The sequence below is a fragment of the Paraburkholderia solitsugae genome (assembly GCF_013177695.1).
Lineage (GTDB): Bacteria > Pseudomonadota > Gammaproteobacteria > Burkholderiales > Burkholderiaceae > Paraburkholderia > Paraburkholderia solitsugae.
The window spans coordinates 1-17,967 of sequence record NZ_WOEY01000008.1 but is presented as its reverse complement, the minus strand read 5'-3'; the positions used below and the strand labels follow the sequence as shown (position 1 = coordinate 17,967).

Below are 17,967 nucleotides of genomic sequence, written 5' to 3'. Positions count from 1 at the left end.
TTGGCTCTCTCGGCCTTCCATCGTTACGCAAATAGCCGGCCAACTGATCCGAACCGCCGTGTACGGACCCGTACGCACGGTGGTGTGGGAGGGGTCGGGTCGCGAGGCCTGCCCCTATCCCGATCCCTGCGTGTACCGCTTGTAACCGACTGAAGGATTCGACTACCTTGCAATTGGAACTGCGGCGGCCCGGCATGGTCTGTGCTGGGTTATCAGCAGAGTTGTTAAACACCGGCTAAGATGCAAGATACAAGGGGTTAACTCTAATTCAAGGCGCTGTATCTGACACGGCGGACCGCCCTTGCGATAGCGGGCGGTTTCGAGCGCGCTCCACGAGTCGATACAGCCTTCGGAGCAAGGACACAATGCACATTGAGCTGAACCATGTGATGCCCTGGCGGATCGAGGATATCGACCTCACCCGCATAGATCGCCAGAAGGCAGTAGCTAACGAAGACCTGCTGCTTCTGTTGTGCGCCGCTTCATTTATCGAAAGCGGCACCGATCTTTACACCAGCAATCTGAGCACGTTCTTCGACGGCGACCCGGAAGTCTCCGCCTGGCTCAACCAGGAGTGGGAGCCGGAAGAGATGCAGCACGGCCGCGCGCTCAAAACGTATGTCGCTTACGTCTGGCCTGAGTTCGATTGGGATACTGCGTTCCGCAATTTCATGGAGGAGTATTCGCTGACCTGTTCGTTCGAAGACTTCGAAAAGACCCGCGCGCTCGAGATGGTCGCCCGCTGCGTGGTGGAAACGGGTACCGCGACGCTGTATCGCGCGATCGGCGAATGTTCGGACGAGCCAGTGCTCAAGCAGATCACCGACAACATCCGCACCGACGAAGTTCGTCACTACAAGCACTTTTTCAAGTTCTTCAAGAAGTACAACAAGATCGAAGGCAATGGCCGTCTTGCGGTTCTCGGCGCGTTGATGCGCCGCGTGATGGAAATCAAGAACGAAGACTCGGAGATCGCGTTGCGCCATGTCTTCGCGATTCGTTATCCGGAGCGCGTGCACGATTCGGTCTATAACCGCGAACGCGCGGCCCGCATCAATGCGCTGGTGCGGCGCAATCTGTCGGCGGACATGTGCGTGAAGATGCTGCTCAAGCCGCTCGATCTGCCGGCCAAGATTCAGCCGGGTGTGCATTACCCGCTTGCCAAGATCACGCAGCACGTGTTTTTCCGTTGATGTTCTTTTGCTGAGTTCACGGCATACAGAGACGAAGATAAATGGCCCGCTCGTGCGGGCCATTCGTTTTTCGAGGCATGATTGAACCTCGCATCCTTGGCCACCTCGCTGGCAACCTCTTTCTGACCGGAGCGATACGATGAGCGACTCCTCTGCCCCCGAACGTCCGCTCGAACAGAACGTGTTCGACGAATGGCCCGACGCCGTCCGCACGTTGTTCGATGGCTCGTCACTAGCAAGCAAGACACGGTTCACCGCGTCGCTGCTCACCGTCGATGCGAATGGCCACGTGCGCACGTCACTGCTGAGCGTCGGCGAGTTATACGCGCCTGATTCGCGCTCGCTGTGCATCGCAGTGTGGCCGCAGGCTCGGGCGGCGCGCGTGATTGCGCAAAGCGGCCGGGCCGCGCTGACGTTCGTCTGCGACGAGGCGTTCTATCAGGTGCAGTTGCGCGTGACGCCGCTAGCGGGCGTGACAGGCGATGACAGCGGCCTCGCGTACCTCATCGGCTCGATCGACACAGCGGAGGCGCAGAGCGTGCGTTATGCGCGCCTGACAAGCGGCATTACGTTTGAACTGGAGGGGGAGGGGGAGGCGGTGCTCGATCGATGGGAACAGCAGATCGAGCACCTGAAGCAGGCTACCGCTGCGGCTAGCCGTTAGTCTGGGACGACGGCTAGCGAGCAGGCAGCGCTTAGAACTTAACGGCCACGCTGGCCGCTGCGCGTCGGCTGGCCGCCACGCGGTGCGTCATTGCGTGGCTTGGCGCCACCCAGCAAAGCACCCGGATTGCCACCTTGCGGCTTTGCGCCCTGCGGATTGCGCGGCGCGTGTTGCGCGGCGCCGCCTTCGTGCGCCGCTGCACGCGGCTGGCCATCATGACGCTGACCGTCGCGGCGCGGCTGTCCGCCGTTGCCGGCCGGCTTCGCACCTTGCGGCTTCGGCTGCTGCTGACCATTCGCCGGGCGCTGACCCGAACGTTGTGCGGGCTTTGCTGACGACGACGCGCCATCGCGGCGACCGCCGTCACGCTGGCCACCCTCGCGCTTCGGCGCACCTTGGCTCTGGCGTGGCTGACGATTGCCACCGCCGCCACCACCACCCTGGCCACGGCGCAGAATCGGTTCCGGCTTCGCAGTCGGATCCGGCTCAAAACCGGCGATCACTTCCTGCGGCACCTGACGCTTGATCAGCTTCTCGATGTCCTTCAGCAGTTGCAGTTCGTCGACGCACACCAGCGAAATCGCTTCGCCCGATGCGCCTGCACGACCCGTGCGGCCGATCCGGTGCACGTAATCTTCCGGCACGTTCGGCAAATCGTAGTTGACCACGTGCGGCAGCTGATCGATATCGATGCCGCGTGCCGCGATGTCGGTGGCGACCAGCACTTGCAGCGTGGCGTCCTTGAACTCGGCGAGCGCACGTGTACGGGCCGATTGGCTCTTGTTGCCGTGAATCGCCAGCGCGCTGATGCCGTCTTTCGTCAGCTGTTCGGCAAGGCGGTTCGCGCCGTGCTTCGTGCGCGTGAACACCAGTACCTGGAACCAGTTGTGTTGCTTGATTAGGTGCGTGAGCAGCTCACGCTTCTTGTCGCGGTCGACCGGGTGAATCTTTTGCGCGACGAGTTCAGCCGTCGTATTGCGACGGGCGACTTCGATCAGCGCCGGCGAGTCGAGCAGATTGTCGGCGAGCGTCTTGATCTCGTCGGAGAAGGTAGCCGAGAACAGCAGGTTCTGACGCTTCGGCGGCAACTTCGCGAGCACGCGCTTGATGTCGTGGATGAAGCCCATGTCCAGCATGCGGTCAGCTTCGTCGAGAACGAGAATCTCGAGATGCGACAGGTCGATGGTCTTCTGCTGCATGTGGTCGAGCAAACGGCCCGGCGTCGCGACGACGATGTCCACGCCGCTGCGCAACGCGCCAATCTGCGGATTGATGCCGACGCCGCCGAACATCACGGTCGACTTCAGCTTCAGGTACTTGCCGTAGGCGCGCACGCTTTCTTCGACCTGGGCGGCCAGCTCACGCGTCGGCGTGAGGATCAGCGCGCGCACGGCGCGCTTGCCCGACGCCGTGGTGACAGCGGGCATGGTATTCAGACGCTGCAGGATCGGCAGCGTGAAGCCGGCGGTCTTGCCGGTGCCAGTCTGCGCGCCAGCCAGCAGGTCGCCGCCGTTGAGCACGGCGGGGATCGCTTGCGTCTGGATCGGAGTCGGGGTGGTGTAGCCGAGTTCGTGTACAGCGCGGACCAGCGGTTCGGACAAGCCGAGGGAATCAAAAGACATAAATGCTCTTTGCAATGCAGTTTCGCGAACGGCACCAGACGGCACCAGACGGCACCAAATGGGCTCAAACGGGCCCAAGCGGGTACAAGCGCGGCATGAACACGCCCGCATGGCGCGTTCGAGGCCAAAGCCCAGTTCCGGTCGCAGAGAAATCGGCGGCACGCGCGATACGCATGCCGAATGCTTCAACGCGCTATGCAGACACGTTGACTGGCCTTAAGTTGCATTTCGCCGCCGTGGGATGTCACGCGACGTAGCGCGCAACACTGACGAATTGACACAGACTGCCCGCCAGTACGAACAGGTGCCAGATACCATGTCCGTGCCGGATGCGCTCGTCGTTGATGAAGAAGTAGATACCGACGCTGTAGATGACCCCGCCGGCCACGAGCCAGGCGGTACCCGCTGCCGGTAAGGCTTGAACCAGCGGGCGGACGGCAACGAGCGCAAGCCATCCCATCAATACATACAGCACCATCGAAACGCTGCGGGTGCGTCGCCCGAGCGTCAGTTCCTGCACGATGCCGAGAGCGGCAAGCCCCCAGCTTACGCCGAATAGCGACCAGCCCCACGGTCCGCGCAACGTAACAAGTGTGAACGGGGTGTAACTGCCGGCAATCAACAGGTAGATCGCCGAATGATCGCATTTCTGCAGAACAGCTTTCACGCGCGGGTTGCGCACGCTGTGGTAAAGCGTCGAGATAGCATACAGCACGAACAGCATCGCACCGTAGACACTGAAGCTGACCACCTTGTACGCGTCGCCGTCGAGCGCGCCCATTGTCACGAGCGTAGCCAGCCCCGCCACCGACAGCACGGCGCCGACGAGATGGGTAATGCTGTTGAAACGCTCACCGACATGCACGGCTCTTTCCTCCTGCGCGGTTTCATTAGGGTTTGTACCACCCACATGATACCGGTCCTGAAAAAACGAAGGGCGCGGCCGCGTTATTTCGCGGGCCGCGCCCCAGGTGCATCACACGCTGCTTAGTCGAGCGGCGCCGAACGCAGATCGGACACTTGCTGCGGCGACACAGCCGTACCGTGGTTGCCCCACGACATACGAATGTACGTCACGACAGCGGCCACTTCCGTGTTCGACAGCGCCTGGGCGAACGGCGGCATGCCGTACGGATGCGGGTTGGCTTCCGTGCTCGGCGGGTAACCACCGTTCAGCACCATACGGATCGGATTGACCGCCGACGGCATCTGGATCGACTGGTTGTTCGCGAGCGGCGGGAAGGACGGCGGCATGCCGAGGCCATTTTCCGCGTGACACTTCGCGCAGTTGTCACCGTAGATCTTCTGACCTTGCTTCAACAGTTCGCCACCGAACTTTTCCGAGGTTTCGAGCTGCAGCGGTTCCGGTGCTTCGCTCTTCTGCGGAATCGTCTTCAGGTACGTAGCCATCGCGTTGATGTCGTCGTCCGACATGTACTGCAGGCTGTTGTGAACCACTTCAGCCATCGGACCGAACACCGCGCCGCGGGCCGACACACCGGTCTTCAGCAGGTCGGCGATGTCTTTGGTTTCCCAGTCGCCGAGGCCGGCTTCCTTGTTCGACGTCAACGACGGTGCGTACCAGTTCTGCAGCGGGATCAAGCCGCCGGCGAACGCTGCCGAGCTAACCGGGCCGCCCATGGCGTTGATCGACGTGTGGCACATGCCGCAGTGGCCGAGGCCTTCGATCAGGTAGGCGCCACGGTTCCATTCGACCGACTTGGTCGGATCAGCCTTGTACTCGCCTTCGCGGAAGAACAGCGTGCGCCAGCCGATCAGCATGTTGCGCTGGTTGAACGGGAATTTCAGTTCGTGCGGACGGCTCGGCACATTGACCGGCGTGACCGAGCGCAGGTACGCGTAGATCGCGTCCGAGTCGGCGCGCGTGACCTTCGTGTAGCTCGTGAACGGGAAGCCCGGGTACAGCAGGCTACCGTCTTTCGAACGGCCCGTGTGCATGGCGCGGTAGAAGTCGTCCTGCGTCCACTTGCCGATACCGTACTGGTCGTCAGGCGTGATGTTCGGCGTGAACATCGTGCCGAACGGCGTCAGCATCGGCAGGCCGCCGGCGAACTGCTTGCCGCCGCGCACCGTGTGGCAGGCGATACAGTCGCCGGCGCGGGCGAGGTACTCGCCCTTCTTGATCAGCGCGGCCTGGTCGGCGGGCGTTGCCGCCATAGCCGAGCCGTTATGCAGGTTGTCGCCGCCCGACCACAGGACGGGAACGAGTGCGGCAGCCGCAACGACGACGACTGCCGAGAGGGCGAACAAGGACTTGCGTTTCATTTGAGTGTCTCTCCCGGTGCCTTATTGCGGTTCGCTGCCGCAGGCAAGCGGAGTCTTCATCGAGCGGGCCGGAGCCGGCACGGGGTTTTGTGGGGCCGTTTGCGTGGAAAGCCAGGCAGCGACGGCGTTCACGTCTTCGTCAGTCAGACGGGTGGCGATGGTGTGCATGCAATCCGGTGCGATGGCATGGCGCGAGCCCGAACGCCATGCGCCCAATTGCGCGCTGATGTAGTCAGCATGCAGGCCGACCAGACCCGGGATAGCGGGTTCCATGCCGGTCAGCGCCTTGCCGTGGCAAGCCGCGCACGCCGGAATCTGCTTCGATGCGTCGCCGTGCAGCACGATCTGCTGGCCGCGCGCAACGATGGCCGCCGACACCGTCGGCTTGGCCGGCGTGGGGTACGGCGGACGTTGTTGCGAGAAGTACGTGGCGATCTGATGGAGGTAGTCGTCAGAGAGATACGTGACGAGGTAGTTCATCGGCGGGTACTTGCGGCGCCCTTCGCGGAAGTTCTGCAGCTGGTTGTACAGATAGTCGGCCGGCTTGCCCGCCAGACGCGGGAAGTAGTCGTTGTCGGTACCTTGGCCATGCGAGCCGTGACAGGCCGTGCAGCCTTGCACGCGCGCTTCCATCGTATCGGGGGCCTTCGGTTGAGTCTGCGCTTTCGCAGCGCTATAGACACCCGCGGAGCCAATCAGCAGAAGGGCAAGCAGCGGGCGGAAAATGCGTCTTGAAGACACGCGTAACTCCATCAAAATCGGGGACCTGACCGAACTTCGAGCGGCTCGGTGTGAAGGGCAGCCGGCGCTGCGGCGACGCAGCATTCTATCATCGAAGGGTGATGGTGACTATTTGCCACAGAAGAGAAGGTTCCGGGCGTCACCGCTATGCGACAGTTTGACGCGCAGCAGCCGCGAGGCAGGCGGGTCCGCCATCTCGATTTTGTCTGTGGCGCCGCGGATACACGTCTCGTTCTCATCGGCTCGCATCACAAAGCAGGTTGAACCGACGCGCGCGCCGACCATCGAAGCGTACACTTCCGGGCGCGCGACGTTTGTCTGACGTCTGCGCTCCTCGGCTCAACGCCTACCGTTTTACTTTCCACAAGCTATCGGCCTTACATGAAGCTATTCAATTTTTCCCGTTCGGCGCTGCGTGCGTTGACGTTCGGCGCCGCGGCGCTGGTGATGACGTCCACGGCTTTTGCGCATGCGCATATGGTGTCGAGCGAGCCGGCGGCGAACGCCGAAGTGGCCGCCCCCACTGAAGTGACGATTCATTTCACCGAACCGCTCGAACCGGCGTTCAGCAGGATCGAACTGAGCGACGCGAGCGGCAAGCCGGCCGCACCGGCTGCGTCGCAAGTCGACCAAACTGATGCAAAGATGCTGCATCTGGCGTTGCCGCAGTTGACGGCGGGCCGCTACGGGGTGCACTGGACGGCGGTTGCCACGGACGGCCACCGCACGCAGGGCGACTTTGCATTCATCGTCAAATGAGCATGGACGGATTGTGGATCGGGCAGGTCGCTATGGCCGCGCTCATGAATGTCGCGTTCGCGTTCGCCGTCGGTTCGGCGTTGCTCGGTGCATGGCTCGCCAAGGACGCGCAGATCAAGATCAACCCTGCGCGGCCCGCCTGGTTGCGCGCGCAACGGTCGATGCTGACGGCCACTGTCGTGCTGGTGCTGGCAGACCTCGGCTGGCTGTGGTACCAGGCGGCGTCGATGAGCGGCGTTGCGCTGCCGGCGGCGCTTGGCGTAATACCGACTGTCCTGACGCAAACCCATGTCGGTTATGGCTGGAGCGTGGCGTTTGCCGGCGCGCTGGTGCTGCTGGGCACGGCCATGGCCCGTCATACGGGCATGCTGCGCAACGCGCTGTTGTGGCTCGCGGTGATCGCGATTGCGGCGGGCAAGGCGTCGCTCGGGCATGCGGCTGATGCCGGCCCGTTCTCGGCGGCGATCGCCATGCAGATGTTGCATGTGCTGGTCACGGGCGTCTGGGGCGGGTTGGCGATGGCGGCAGGGCTCTCGGTATTGCCCGCGCTCGGCACGTCCACCGCCCGTGGAATGTTGATCCGCACGGCGACGCAGGTATCGAACGTATCGTTGGTGGCGGTCGGACTGGTCCTGCTCACGGGCATCTTCAATGCCGTGCGCGGTTCGGGCGGCTCGTTCGAAGCGATCCAGGTGAGCACGTGGGGCCATGTGCTGACGCTGAAGCTGATGCTGATCGCGCTCGCGCTGGTGCTCGGCGGACTCAACCGCTTCTCGGCGCTGCCGCGCTTGCGCCGCACGGCCTCGACGATGGACGCGCATACGTTCGTCAACGTGCTGTATCTGGAAGCACTGGCGATGGTCGGTGTGTTTGTCGCAGCGGCCGCGTTGGCGCACAGCGTGCCGGCATTCGCCGCGTTGGGCTGAGATAAAAAAGCGCCGCACAGCAAAAGCGTGCGGCGCAATACACACGGTCGCCCGGCGGTGGCCGGCTGATCCGTTACTGCCCTCTAGGCTGCGAGCGTGTTGTGCGCCCGTTCCAGCGTCTCTTCCGGAAACATCTCCTGTTGCAGCTCGCCGTCGTCGCCGAACCACTGGCAGATCAACCAGTTGCCCGGGGCGAACAGCACCGGCCCGGTCCAGGTGACCGTCATCGGACGTCCACCGGATTTGAGCGTCAGGACGTCGCCGGCGCGGTAGGTGGGTTGTGCAGGCGTCGCAGGTCTCTTTCCCAGTCGCATGGTGCGCGTCCGTTCGATGAAACCGATTATTCGAGGCCGAGCCGATGTCCGAGAATCGGCGCGCAGAAGAGCGCGATCGCGCAGCCCGCTGCTTTGCCTTCCAGTTCCGCGCCTGCGGCATGTGAGCCGTACATCTGCGTGAGCAGATCGAAAAGCTGCGGCAGGCAGTACAGCACCGCCGCCGCAATAAAGCATTTTTCGACCACTGCGATGCGCCAGCCGCGTTCATACGCGAGCATCGCGCCGATGATGCGAAGCACCCCGAACACCACCAGCGCGCCGACGGCGGCCTGTTCGCGGATCAGATAGTCTGGAAGAAATTCGCCCATGATGTTCCCCGATGCATTTGTCGTTTGAATGCATTTGAGCAAGGAGCGGGCCATGCGTATGTCTGATGCCGAACCAACGGCTTGAAAGCCTTTATGGATAAGGCTTTTCGGGCGATGAGGCCGAGCCGGGAACGTGCCGCGAAGCGCGTGTTCCGGCCGCTTCGGTCCCAGGTGTTACGTAACTGAGACGGCACACGCTACGTCTGCCGTAACGTGTGCGCCGGTGAGACGGAGCTATGCCATTACCATTCCGCGACGCTGCCATCCTCGTGGCGCCACACCGGATTGCGCCAGCGGTGGCCGACCTTCGCCATTTCGCGCACCTTCTCCTCGTTCACTTCGATACCGAGGCCCGGGCCTTGCGGAATCGATACGAAGCCGTCTTCGTATTTGAAGACTTCGGGGTTCTTGATGTAGTCGAGCAGGTCGTTGCCCTTGTTGTAGTGAATCCCCAGGCTCTGTTCCTGGATGAACGCGTTGTAGCTCACCGCGTCGATCTGCAGGCAGGTTGCCAAAGCGATCGGGCCGAGCGGGCAGTGCAGCGCCAGCGCGACGTCGTACGCTTCGGCCATCGACGCGATCTTGCGGCACTCGGTGATCCCGCCCGCGTGCGACGCGTCCGGCTGGATGATGTCGACGTAGCCGCCCGACAGGATGTGCTTGAAATCCCAGCGCGAATACAGGCGTTCGCCCAAAGCGATCGGGGTGTTGGTCTGGTTGACGATGTCGCGCAAGGCTTCCGCGTTTTCCGACAGCACCGGCTCTTCGATGAAGAGCAGCTTGTACGGGTCGAGTTCTTTCGCCAGCACCTTCGCCATCGGCTTATGCACGCGGCCGTGGAAGTCCACCCCGATGCCGATGTTCGGCCCAACCGCTTCGCGCACCGCGGCGACGTTGTTGATGACGCCTTGCACCTTGTCGAAGGTGTCGATGATCTGCAACTCTTCCGAGCCGTTCATCTTCACGGCCTTGAAGCCGCGTTCGACTACAGCGCGCGCGTTGTTCGCGACGTCGCTCGGACGGTCGCCGCCGATCCACGAATACACCTTGATCTTGTCGCGCACCTGGCCGCCGAGCAGCGCATGAATCGGCACGCCGTGATGCTTGCCTTTGATGTCCCACAGCGCTTGGTCGACGCCGGCGATCGCGCTCATGGTGATCGGGCCGCCGCGGTAGAAGCCTGAGCGATACATCACCTGCCAGTGGTCTTCGATCAGCAGCGGGTCTTTGCCGATCAGATAGTCGGACAGTTCCTCGACGGCGGCCGCCACCGTATGCGCGCGGCCTTCGACCACCGGCTCGCCCCAGCCGACGATGCCTTCGTCGGTCTCGATCTTCAGGAAGCACCAGCGCGGTGGAACGATGAAGGTTTCGAGCTTGGTGATTTTCATGGTGTGCGTCTCCTTGCGGCCTGGGTGCCTGCGTGTGTGGGCAATTTCGAGGATTCACATGCTACAACAAAAGTGTGATTAAGTACTATTAATAGTACTATTGGCCAAATAGTGGCCGGGTGTGGGTCGCGATGTTGGCCGGGCGGCTGGATACTCGCCGAGCGACGGCGAGGTCGCGGCCGAGCATGACCCACGCCGGAACGGCGCCGAAGCCATAGGTCGGCAGGTCGGGATGTCGGATAATCGCGGTCGTTCCGGGCTCAGGTCCGATATCAATAGCGCCGAGAGGCTGCTGGGAGAAACTTATTCAGCACGATCTGCATGGGCGCGTCGCCCATCTGCTGGCGACCGCGATTCTGCGCGGCGACTACGCGCCCGACTCGATCCTGCCGCGCGAGGCAGAGTTGATGGACACCTTCGGCGTGAGCCGAACGGTGTTGCGCGAGGCGCTGCGTACGCTGACGTCGAAAGGGCTGATCGAATCGCGTCCGCGGGTGGGCACACGCGTGCGGCCGAAACACGCGTGGAATCTGCTCGATGTCGATGTGCTCGACTGGTACTCGCGCGTCGCCGCGCCGATGACGTTCGCGCTGAAGTTGCAGGAAATGCGCGAGATGATCGAGCCGTACGCGGCGGGTCTGGCGGCGGCCTCGCACACGGACGACACCTTCAATGCGCTGGCGGCGGCGCATGCGTCAATGGTTGGGGCGCGCAATGTCGATGAATGGGTGCGCGCCGATCTGCAGTTTCATTTGAGTGTGCTGACGGCATGCAGCAACGAATTGCTGATTCCGCTCGGCACGCTGATCGAGCGCACGCTGGAAGCGCAGCTGCGTCTGAATGCGAAACGCGCGGACGTGTTCAACGCGTCGTTGGCCGAACATACGGCGGTGTTCGAAGCGATCCGGGACCGTGACGCGGCGGCAGCGCGAGCGGCGATGGCGGGTTTGCTGGGGGTGACGCGCGGGCGTATCGAAGCGTGAGCGCCGCCGCACCGGCCCACTTAGTCAGTCAGCCTGCGGGCAGCAGGTTCAGCGCGGCATCGTTCGGCGCTTGCAGCACACACGACGTACCGCCCGGCGTGTACATCATCACCACGCAGCGGTTGCACGACGTGCAGCCCGAGGGCTGCGCCGGCACCGAGCGTAGCCTCTCGACAAAGCCAGGATCGAACACCAGCGCGCGCCATCGCCACTGCCTCGAATCCTTCCTGCATGGCCAGTTCGATGTTCGCGAGTGAACGCACGCCGCCAAGATAAGCGAGCGGCATCCGAACCGCTTCGCGCACCTTGCGGGAATGCTCCAGAAAGTACATCTCCCTAAAGCCGTCGAATTTGGGTTCGGTGAACTTCTGCAAGGACATGGCACATCGCACGATGGGATTCGACACATTGGCGCGTGCTTCAGCCGGCATCGGACTGCCGAACAACTGCCACACCGATTCGACATTCATCCCGCCGCTCAGCACCAGCATATGCGCGCCTTCAGCTTCGAGCACGCGGGCAATCCTGGCGGCATCTTCAGCGGTGCCGCCGCCTTTGACGCCTTCGGTCACGCCAATCTTGCAGAGCACCGCCATGTCGCGGCCGACTTCGTCGAGCACGGCGCGCAGCACCCGGGCTGGAAAGCGGGCGCGCTTTTCCGGCGAGCCGCCGTATACATCACGACGATGGTTGTAGAGCGGCGACAGGAACTGGCTGAGGAGATAGCCGTGGCCCATGTGGATTTCAACGGCATCGAAGCCGGCTTCGCGGGCGGCGCGCGCGGCTTGCACGAACTGGCGCACGGCCGCATCCATGTCCGATTCGGTCATCGCCTGTTTGAAAAAGCGGTCGCTCATCAGGCCGACTTTGTTGAAGCCGCCCGACGCGCTGAGGGGGCGTCGCGTCGATAGCTCGGGCAGGAAGGTGAAGCAGCCGCCGTGCGTGATCTGTGCACAGGCTGCGGCGCCCTGTCTGTGGACCGCCTCGGCCAAGGCGCGAAATGGTGCGAGCGTTGTGGCGTCGAGCTGGGCCTGATCGACAAACGTGCGGCCATCGGCGCTGACCGCGCAGTAAGCGACCGTCGTCATCGCTGCGCCGCCCGCCGCGATGCTTTCGTGCAGCTTCACAAGCAGTTGCGAAGGCATGCCGCCTGACGTCATGCCTTCGTTGGTCGCCGATTTGATCAGGCGGTTGCGCAGCGTGAGCGGGCCGATGCGCAGGGGGCTGAAAGGACTTGGCGTGCTGACAGGGCTGAGCGGACTCGGGATGGCGATCATGGAGATGGGGCTCAAGGCGCGGCGACGGCTTCATTCTGAAGGCGCCGCCAGCATGCACATCGTCCGTACAGACTAAAGCGGATTGCGTTGCCGCTGCGCTCAATCCATCGCGGCGTGCGCCACCGACGCATCCGGCGCCTGGCGCGACGGGCGGATCAATAGCAGCAGCGGAATCACGAACAGCGTCGCCAGGAACATCAGCTTGAAGTCGTTGAGATAGGCGATCATCGACGCCTGCTGTGTAATCGACACGTTCAGCGCCGCCAGGTCGTAGTTCGAGCCGCTATTGAGCATTGGCTGGATCGCCGGATTGAACGGCGTGATATTCGCGGCGAGGTCTGCGTGCGACACCTGGGTGTTGCGCGTCATCAGCGTTTGCACGATCGAAATGCCCATACTGCTACCGATGTTGCGCATCAGGCTGTACGTCGCGGTGCCGTCCGCGCGCAGTTCGGGCGTGAGCGTGGAGAAGGTCAGCGCGCTCAGCGGCACGAACACGAGGCCCAGGCCGAAGCCCTGGATCACACCAGGCCAGACAATGTCCGACGCCGACAGCACGATCGTGTAATGCATCATCTGCCACAGCGCGAACGCGGAGATCAGGAATCCGGCGAGCAGCAACAGCCGCGCATCGATCCGCTTCAACATCCGCCCGGCAAACAGCATCGCGACCATGGTCCCCGCGCCGCTCGGCGCCGTGACGAGACCGGTGGTCGCGACTGGATAGTTCATCAGGTTTTGCAGCATCGGCGGCAGCAAGGCGCGCGTTGCATACATCACCGCGCCGATCACGAAGATGAAGAACGTGCCGGTGGCGAAGTTCGGGTCCTTCAGTAACTCATACTTGAAGAACGATTTCTTGCCGACCGTTGCCGTATGCACGAGGAAGAACGCAAAGCTGATCGCCGCGACCAGCGCCTCAATGACGATCTCATTCGAACCGAACCAGTCGAGTTGCTCGCCGCGGTCGAGCATCGCCTGCAGCGCGCCAATGGCGAGACCCAAAGTGGCAAAGCCGAACGCGTCGAACTTCGCGTCGTGCTTAGGTTCACGCGCGGGCAGGAAGGTCGCCACGCCGAACAGCGCGAACGCGCCGATTGGCACGTTGATGAAAAACACCCAGCGCCAGTTGTAGCTATCGGTGAGCCAGCCGCCGAGCGTCGGCCCGAGAATCGGTCCGACCATCACACCCATGCCCCATACCGCCATCGCCTGGCCCTGCTTTTCGCGCGGATTGATGTCGAGCAGGATTGATTGCGACAGCGGCACCAGCGAGGCGCCGAAAATCCCCTGCAACAAACGCGACGCGACGATTTGCGTGAGCGTTTCCGACAATCCGCACAGCGCCGAGGCCACCGTGAAGCCGCCGATTGCGAAGATCAGGAGCCGCTTGACGCTTAGCCGGTCGGACAGCCAGCCGGTCAGCGGCGTGGCGATCGCGGCCGCGACGATATACGAGGTCAGCACCCACGTGATCTCATCCTGCGACGCCGACAGCGTGCCCTGCATGTGCGGCAGCGCGACGTTGGCGATGGTGCTGTCGAGCGTCTGGATCAGCGTCGCGAGCATGATCGAGACCGTGATCATCGGCCGGTTGAGCGGGGCGGCGGTGCTCGTCGGCGGGGAGTCGGAGGGCATGGGGACCGGGGTTGTCAATATAGTAAGCATGCTTAGTATATCCGCGGCAGGCGCGTGCGCCCATCAGGAATTATTCGGAGCCTGAATTACGTCCGCTGCGCCCGTTTTGCACCCATTCCGACGATGACAAAAGCAAGCATTTCGTATAATTCGCCCATGACCATCCAACTCGAAGAACGCTTCGGCTTTCTGATTTCCGACGTCGGCCGCCTGACAGGCAAGCGTTTCGACGATCTCGCGAAGTCATCGGTCGATCTGACGCGCGCGCAGTGCCGCGTGCTGGCCAACCTCGCCCATTACGGCGACGTCAATCAGGCGCGCCTCGCAGACCTGCTCGAAGTCGCGCCGATTTCGGCGGGACGCTTGCTGGACCGCATGGAAGAGGGCGGCTGGATCGAGCGCACGGCCAACCCGCAGGATCGCCGCGAGCGCCAGGTGCGTATGACGCCGAAGGCCGAGCGCACGCTCGGCAAGGCCCGCAAAGTGGGCGATGAAATCGCGCTTGAAGCGCTGAACGGTTTCACCGACGAAGAAGCGAAGCAACTCATCGCGCTGCTGCAACGGGTGCGCGGTAATCTCAGCCGACTGGTGGATCGGTGAGCATGGGGCTTGCCCGTTTTAGTTAGAGCAGGACCGTGCCGAGACAATGCAAAGGAGCCAGCGCAAGCCAGCTCCTTTTTTGTTGCGAGCGTTAAAGCCGATGATTCGCTTCTGCAAAGTCATCCGCTTATTTGGATTCGGGGGCGGCGCCCGACGGCTGAACCAGTTCGAAGCACGCAGCCTTGGTTTTTGCATCGGCCGACGACGGATCGATGCATTTGAAGGCGCTTTGATCGCGCTGCACGAAAATCGTATCGGCCGAGCCAGCATTGCCGCGCGCGCCGTTCACTACGGCGACGATCTTGTAGCCGTCCTGCAGCAATGTCGAAAGCGTGAGCGGACTGGCGCGCCACTGACTGTCGGGTGGCGTTTGGGCGTTGGCGGAGAGCGGCGATGCGGCGCTGAAAAGCGCGATGGATGCGGTGGCCGCGGCAAGAGCGGCGGTACGGAACGGAATCAAGAAACCTCCTTGAAATTGCAGTTTGGAAAGCCAAAAACAAAAAAGCCGCTGACCTTGTGGATCAGCGGCTTTTTCTTGCAACTGGTGGCGAATCAGGGACTCGAACCCCGGACCTGCGGATTATGATTCCGTCGCTCTAACCAACTGAGCTAATTCGCCGAAAGAAGCGAGATTATGAGGATAGGGCCGGGGGCTGTCAACCCCCGGCGCACAACTTTTTTCAAGTTGCCCCGTTCATCCCGTGTTTCAGTCCTGCGCGTAGATGTCCGAGTTCTTGGTTTCCTTGACGAACAGCATGCCGATCACGAGCGTGATGAGCGCGACCACAATTGGATACCACAGCCCCGAGTAGATGTTGCCCTTGGCCGCCACGATCGCGAAGGCGGTCGCCGGCAGGAAGCCGCCGAACCAGCCATTGCCGATGTGATACGGCAGCGACATCGAGGTATAGCGGATGCGCGTCGGGAACATCTCCACCAGCATTGCCGCAATCGGCCCATAGACCATCGTCACGTAGATCATCATGATCGTCAGGATCACCACGCTCATCGGCCAGTTGATCTGCGACGGATCGGCCTTTGGCGGATAGCCGGCGGTCTTCAGCGTCGTAGCCAAGGTCTTGTCGAACACCTTGCCCTGGTCCTTGGCGTCGGCGGCCTTGCCGTCATACGTGTTGATCACCGTATCGCCGACCTTGATCTCCGCCAGCGAGCCCGCCGGCGCCGCGACGTTCTCGTAGTTCAAACCGGCTTTCGAGAGCGCGCTCTTGGCGATGTCGCAGGAACTCGTGAACTTCGCCGTGCCGACCGGGTTGAACTGGAACGAGCACTCGTCCGGGTTTGCAATCACGACGATCGGGGACTTCGCCGTAGCCGTTTCCAGCGCCGGGTTCGTGTAGTGAGTCAGGGCCTTGAACAGCGGGAAGTACGTGCAGGCAGCAATCAGCAGGCCGGCCATGATGATCGGCTTGCGGCCGATCCGGTCCGACAGCGAGCCGAAGAACAGGAAGAACGGCGTGCCGATCAGGAGCGCGATCGCGATCAGGATGTTGGACGTCGCGCCATCGACCTTCAGCGTCTGCGTCAGGAAGAACAGCGTGTAGAACTGACCCGTGTACCAGACCACGGCCTGGCCGGCGGTCAGGCCGATCAGCGCAAGGATCACGATCTTCAGGTTCTTCCACTGGCCAAATGCTTCGGTCAGCGGCGCCTTCGAGGTCTTGCCTTCAGCCTTGATGCGCGCGAACACCGGCGATTCATTCAGTTGCAGGCGAATCCACACCGACACGCCGAGCAGGAAGATCGACGCGAGGAACGGAATGCGCCAGCCCCAGGCGCCGAACGCGTCTTCGCCCATGGCCGTGCGCGCGCCGAGAATCACCAGTAGCGAGAGGAACAGGCCGAGCGTGGCGGTGGTCTGGATCCACGCGGTATAGAAACCGCGGCGTCCCGCCGGCGCATGTTCCGCGACGTAGGTTGCCGCGCCGCCGTATTCGCCGCCGAGTGCAAGACCCTGTAGCAATCGCATCGCGATGAAGATCACCGGCGACGCCATGCCGATCGATGCATAGCCGGGCAGGAAGCCGACCAGGAAGGTCGACAGGCCCATGATCACGATCGTGATGAGGAACGTGTATTTGCGCCCGACCATATCGCCGAGGCGTCCGAATACGATCGCGCCGAACGGCCGGACCGCGAAGCCCGCCGCGAAGCTGAGGAGCGTGAAGATGAAGGCGGCAGTCGGATTGACGCCGGAGAAGAAGCTCTTGCTGATGAAGATTGCAAGTGAGCCGGCCAGATAGAAGTCGTACCACTCGAAAACCGTACCTAGCGACGATGCGAAGATCACCCGCTTCTCATCGTGCGTCATCGGCACGTGCGAGATTTGCCCGCCAACGGTAGCCATATGTCGTCTCCAATATTGATATGTGCACGCGGTCCGCCGGCAAAGGCGTTCCCGTGGAACCGATTATTGGAGTGGAAACTTACGGCGTACTGACGTGGAGGGGTGAGTTGTCAGTCCCGGCCGTGTCGAGGGAATTCCAATCAAAAAACGTCAACTATCATTTAACTTCTTTTAACGTTCCGATAAAATATCTCAATATTGCGGCGGCGCCACGCGCGGCTCCTTGCGCCCTTAGGGTAAATCCCGTGCCCGTTCGAGCACGTGCAAGCTGACACGCACAAGCGTTCCGGCAAGCCGCGGGGTGGTTTGATAGACGTTATCGTCGATCGTCATCTCCCCGCCGTGCATCGTCGTGATCTCGCGGACGATCGCGAGCCCAAGGCCGCTGCCGTCGCCTTCGCGGCCGAGAATCCGGTAAAAGCGCTCGACCACGCGCGAGCGCTCAGCCACCGGAAGGCCGGGCCCAGTGTCTCCCACTTCCAGATGCACGAGCCGCGCCGTCACGTCGTGCCGCACCCGCACGGTGATTCGCCCGCCCGCCGGCGTGTAGCGGATCGCGTTGTCGATCAGATTCGACAGCATTTCGCGCAGCATGACCGGATTGCCGTCGACTTCGACCGGCTCTTCGGGCGCTTCGTAGCCGAGGTCCATCTGTTTGGCGAGCGCGGCTTGCACCCAGTCGCGCACAGCGCTGCGCGCCACTTCGCTCACTTCGACCGGCGTGAAAATCTGGCCCGACATGCGGTTTTCCGCGCGCGCCAGTGCCAGCAGCTGGGTGACGAGACGCGCCGCCTGCTCCGAACTGGTGGCGATCTGTTCGAGCGAGCGGTGGACTTCCGCGGAGGCGTCCTGGCGCAGCGCAAGCTCAGCCTGGGTACG

Annotated in this window: 17 protein-coding genes, 1 tRNA gene and 1 pseudogene; 6 read left to right on the top strand and 13 right to left on the bottom strand. The window is 62.5% G+C overall.

The genetic code is table 11. The features are described 5' to 3' along the window. Nucleotides 1–365 precede the first annotated feature (365 nt). The gene (locus GNZ12_RS01350) at nt 366–1,193 is read left to right on the top strand and encodes a ferritin-like domain-containing protein (RefSeq protein ID WP_172308656.1); all 828 of its coding nucleotides are present in this window, start codon (nt 366–368) and stop codon (nt 1,191–1,193) included. Nucleotides 1,194–1,332: 139 nt separating this feature from the next. After that, nucleotides 1,333–1,857 carry a pyridoxamine 5'-phosphate oxidase family protein gene (locus tag GNZ12_RS01345; protein WP_172308655.1) on the top strand — a complete coding sequence of 175 codons (525 nt, stop codon included), beginning with the start codon at nt 1,333–1,335 and terminating at the stop codon, nt 1,855–1,857. 38 nt (nt 1,858–1,895) lie between these two features. On the opposite strand, the gene GNZ12_RS01340 is transcribed toward GNZ12_RS01345, so the two are convergent. The 4 genes from GNZ12_RS01340 to GNZ12_RS01325 form a co-directional block, all read right to left on the bottom strand. Further along, on the bottom strand, nt 1,896–3,479 hold the full coding sequence (locus tag GNZ12_RS01340; RefSeq protein ID WP_172308654.1) for a DEAD/DEAH box helicase: 1,584 nt from the start codon (nt 3,477–3,479) through the stop codon (nt 1,896–1,898). A gap of 244 nt (nt 3,480–3,723) precedes the next feature. Next, entirely contained in the window at nt 3,724–4,344 is a 621-nt protein-coding gene (trhA, locus tag GNZ12_RS01335) for a PAQR family membrane homeostasis protein TrhA (protein WP_172308653.1), read from the bottom strand. A 122-nt stretch (nt 4,345–4,466) separates the two neighbouring features. After that, nucleotides 4,467–5,765, bottom strand: a complete 1,299-nt coding sequence (locus GNZ12_RS01330) for a c-type cytochrome (protein ID WP_172308652.1) — start codon at nt 5,763–5,765, stop codon at nt 4,467–4,469. 21 nt (nt 5,766–5,786) lie between these two features. After that, nucleotides 5,787–6,518 (bottom strand): c-type cytochrome, encoded by a 732-nt coding sequence (locus GNZ12_RS01325; RefSeq protein ID WP_172308651.1) that lies wholly within the window; start codon nt 6,516–6,518, stop codon nt 5,787–5,789. 369 nt (nt 6,519–6,887) lie between these two features. Here GNZ12_RS01325 and copC point away from each other — a divergent pair, with 369 nt between their 5' ends. Both copC and GNZ12_RS01315 read left to right on the top strand, forming a co-directional pair. After that, nucleotides 6,888–7,265: a copper homeostasis periplasmic binding protein CopC gene (gene copC, locus GNZ12_RS01320; protein WP_172308650.1), complete on the top strand. Its 378-nt coding sequence runs from the start codon at nt 6,888–6,890 to the stop codon at nt 7,263–7,265. Further along, entirely contained in the window at nt 7,262–8,191 is a 930-nt protein-coding gene (locus tag GNZ12_RS01315; protein ID WP_172308649.1) for a CopD family protein, read from the top strand. Before copC ends, GNZ12_RS01315 begins: the two co-directional genes overlap by 4 nt. An 83-nt stretch (nt 8,192–8,274) precedes the next feature. Here GNZ12_RS01315 and GNZ12_RS01310 read toward each other — a convergent pair whose 3' ends face one another. The 3 genes from GNZ12_RS01310 to dgoD all read right to left on the bottom strand — a co-directional run bounded on the left by GNZ12_RS01310 (nt 8,275) and on the right by dgoD (nt 10,225). Further along, nucleotides 8,275–8,505, bottom strand: coding sequence for a YodC family protein (locus tag GNZ12_RS01310; protein WP_172308648.1), 231 nt, complete (start codon nt 8,503–8,505; stop codon nt 8,275–8,277). A 26-nt stretch (nt 8,506–8,531) separates the two neighbouring features. Beyond that, complete coding sequence (locus GNZ12_RS01305; RefSeq protein ID WP_172308647.1) at nt 8,532–8,834, bottom strand: hypothetical protein; 303 nt, start codon at nt 8,832–8,834, stop codon at nt 8,532–8,534. A 242-nt stretch (nt 8,835–9,076) separates the two neighbouring features. Further along, nucleotides 9,077–10,225, bottom strand: coding sequence for a galactonate dehydratase (gene dgoD / locus GNZ12_RS01300; RefSeq protein WP_172308646.1), 1,149 nt, complete (start codon nt 10,223–10,225; stop codon nt 9,077–9,079). Nucleotides 10,226–10,500: 275 nt separating this feature from the next. Here dgoD and GNZ12_RS01295 point away from each other — a divergent pair, with 275 nt between their 5' ends. Further along, nucleotides 10,501–11,208: a FadR/GntR family transcriptional regulator gene (locus tag GNZ12_RS01295; protein WP_172308658.1), complete on the top strand. Its 708-nt coding sequence runs from the start codon at nt 10,501–10,503 to the stop codon at nt 11,206–11,208. A gap of 28 nt (nt 11,209–11,236) precedes the next feature. On the opposite strand, the pseudogene GNZ12_RS01290 reads toward GNZ12_RS01295, so the two are convergent. Continuing rightward, a pseudogene (locus tag GNZ12_RS01290) lies at nt 11,237–12,485 on the bottom strand (NADH:flavin oxidoreductase). Nucleotides 12,486–12,584: 99 nt separating this feature from the next. Continuing rightward, the gene (locus GNZ12_RS01285) at nt 12,585–14,123 is read right to left on the bottom strand and encodes a DHA2 family efflux MFS transporter permease subunit (RefSeq protein ID WP_172308645.1); all 1,539 of its coding nucleotides are present in this window, start codon (nt 14,121–14,123) and stop codon (nt 12,585–12,587) included. Nucleotides 14,124–14,279: 156 nt separating this feature from the next. On the opposite strand from GNZ12_RS01285, the gene GNZ12_RS01280 reads away from it, so the two are divergent. Further along, nucleotides 14,280–14,723: a MarR family winged helix-turn-helix transcriptional regulator gene (locus GNZ12_RS01280; RefSeq protein ID WP_172308644.1), complete on the top strand. Its 444-nt coding sequence runs from the start codon at nt 14,280–14,282 to the stop codon at nt 14,721–14,723. Between the two features lie 127 nt (nt 14,724–14,850). Here GNZ12_RS01280 and GNZ12_RS01275 read toward each other — a convergent pair whose 3' ends face one another. The 4 genes from GNZ12_RS01275 to GNZ12_RS01260 form a co-directional block, all read right to left on the bottom strand. Further along, complete coding sequence (locus tag GNZ12_RS01275; RefSeq protein ID WP_172308657.1) at nt 14,851–15,180, bottom strand: hypothetical protein; 330 nt, start codon at nt 15,178–15,180, stop codon at nt 14,851–14,853. Nucleotides 15,181–15,265: 85 nt separating this feature from the next. Then, nucleotides 15,266–15,342, bottom strand: a tRNA-Met gene (locus tag GNZ12_RS01270). 87 nt (nt 15,343–15,429) lie between these two features. Beyond that, nucleotides 15,430–17,088 carry an MFS transporter gene (locus GNZ12_RS01265; protein WP_172308643.1) on the bottom strand — a complete coding sequence of 553 codons (1,659 nt, stop codon included), beginning with the start codon at nt 17,086–17,088 and terminating at the stop codon, nt 15,430–15,432. A 231-nt stretch (nt 17,089–17,319) separates the two neighbouring features. After that, the coding region (locus GNZ12_RS01260; protein WP_235993519.1) for a sensor histidine kinase at nt 17,320–17,967 on the bottom strand (648 nt) is incomplete at its 5' end.

Excerpts from the sequence above, each read along its gene's own strand:
- GNZ12_RS01350 (WP_172308656.1), top strand. The coding sequence starts at position 366 with ATGCACATTGAGCTGAACCATGTGATGCCCTGGCGGATCGAGGATATC.
- GNZ12_RS01280 (WP_172308644.1), top strand. The coding sequence starts at position 14,280 with ATGACCATCCAACTCGAAGAACGCTTCGGCTTTCTGATTTCCGACGTC.
- GNZ12_RS01285 (WP_172308645.1), bottom strand. The coding sequence starts at position 14,123 with ATGCCCTCCGACTCCCCGCCGACGAGCACCGCCGCCCCGCTCAACCGG.
- copC (WP_172308650.1), top strand. The coding sequence starts at position 6,888 with ATGAAGCTATTCAATTTTTCCCGTTCGGCGCTGCGTGCGTTGACGTTC.
- GNZ12_RS01265 (WP_172308643.1), bottom strand. The coding sequence starts at position 17,088 with ATGGCTACCGTTGGCGGGCAAATCTCGCACGTGCCGATGACGCACGAT.
- GNZ12_RS01310 (WP_172308648.1), bottom strand. The coding sequence starts at position 8,505 with ATGCGACTGGGAAAGAGACCTGCGACGCCTGCACAACCCACCTACCGC.
- GNZ12_RS01330 (WP_172308652.1), bottom strand. The coding sequence starts at position 5,765 with ATGAAACGCAAGTCCTTGTTCGCCCTCTCGGCAGTCGTCGTCGTTGCG.
- GNZ12_RS01305 (WP_172308647.1), bottom strand. The coding sequence starts at position 8,834 with ATGGGCGAATTTCTTCCAGACTATCTGATCCGCGAACAGGCCGCCGTC.
- GNZ12_RS01345 (WP_172308655.1), top strand. The coding sequence starts at position 1,333 with ATGAGCGACTCCTCTGCCCCCGAACGTCCGCTCGAACAGAACGTGTTC.
- GNZ12_RS01325 (WP_172308651.1), bottom strand. The coding sequence starts at position 6,518 with ATGGAGTTACGCGTGTCTTCAAGACGCATTTTCCGCCCGCTGCTTGCC.
- GNZ12_RS01315 (WP_172308649.1), top strand. The coding sequence starts at position 7,262 with ATGAGCATGGACGGATTGTGGATCGGGCAGGTCGCTATGGCCGCGCTC.
- dgoD (WP_172308646.1), bottom strand. The coding sequence starts at position 10,225 with ATGAAAATCACCAAGCTCGAAACCTTCATCGTTCCACCGCGCTGGTGC.
- GNZ12_RS01340 (WP_172308654.1), bottom strand. The coding sequence starts at position 3,479 with ATGTCTTTTGATTCCCTCGGCTTGTCCGAACCGCTGGTCCGCGCTGTA.